Source organism: Bacillus hominis, assembly GCF_018332515.1.
GTDB classification, from domain to species: Bacteria; Bacillota; Bacilli; order Bacillales; family Bacillaceae_G; genus Bacillus_A; species Bacillus_A hominis.
The window spans coordinates 1-348 of the sequence record NZ_BOQD01000625.1; the positions used below are offsets into that span (position 1 = coordinate 1).

Here is a 348-nt window from a genome sequence, read left to right on the forward strand (position 1 = left end):
TATAGTTTTATCCCAATATTTAGTATGAAATAAATGCAAGTCTATCGTTTACAAATGCAAAAAAGAAGAACTTGTTTATTATGGATAAAAAGAAATTTTTTTGAGAAATTATTTAGTTTTAAAAAATGATGAAAATATATTTATTTGTCTTATAGAAGCTTGCTATTAGGCGTATGGGTCTAGCAATAAAACAAGCTTTGAATAAGATGATAAAAAGGAGTTGATTAGTAATGGGTTATATTGTAGATATTTCGAAATGGAATGGAAATATTAATTGGGATATTGCAGCGGCGCAGCTAGATTTAGTTATTGCTAGAGTTCAAGATGGTTCGAATACGGTCGATTTTA

At 27.9% G+C, this 348-nt stretch carries 1 pseudogene; it reads left to right on the forward strand.

Going from position 1 to position 348, the window contains the following annotated elements:
* Window positions 1–230: 230 nt before the first annotated feature.
* A pseudogene (locus KI356_RS27680) lies at window positions 231–348 on the forward strand (N-acetylmuramoyl-L-alanine amidase); the annotation flags it as partial.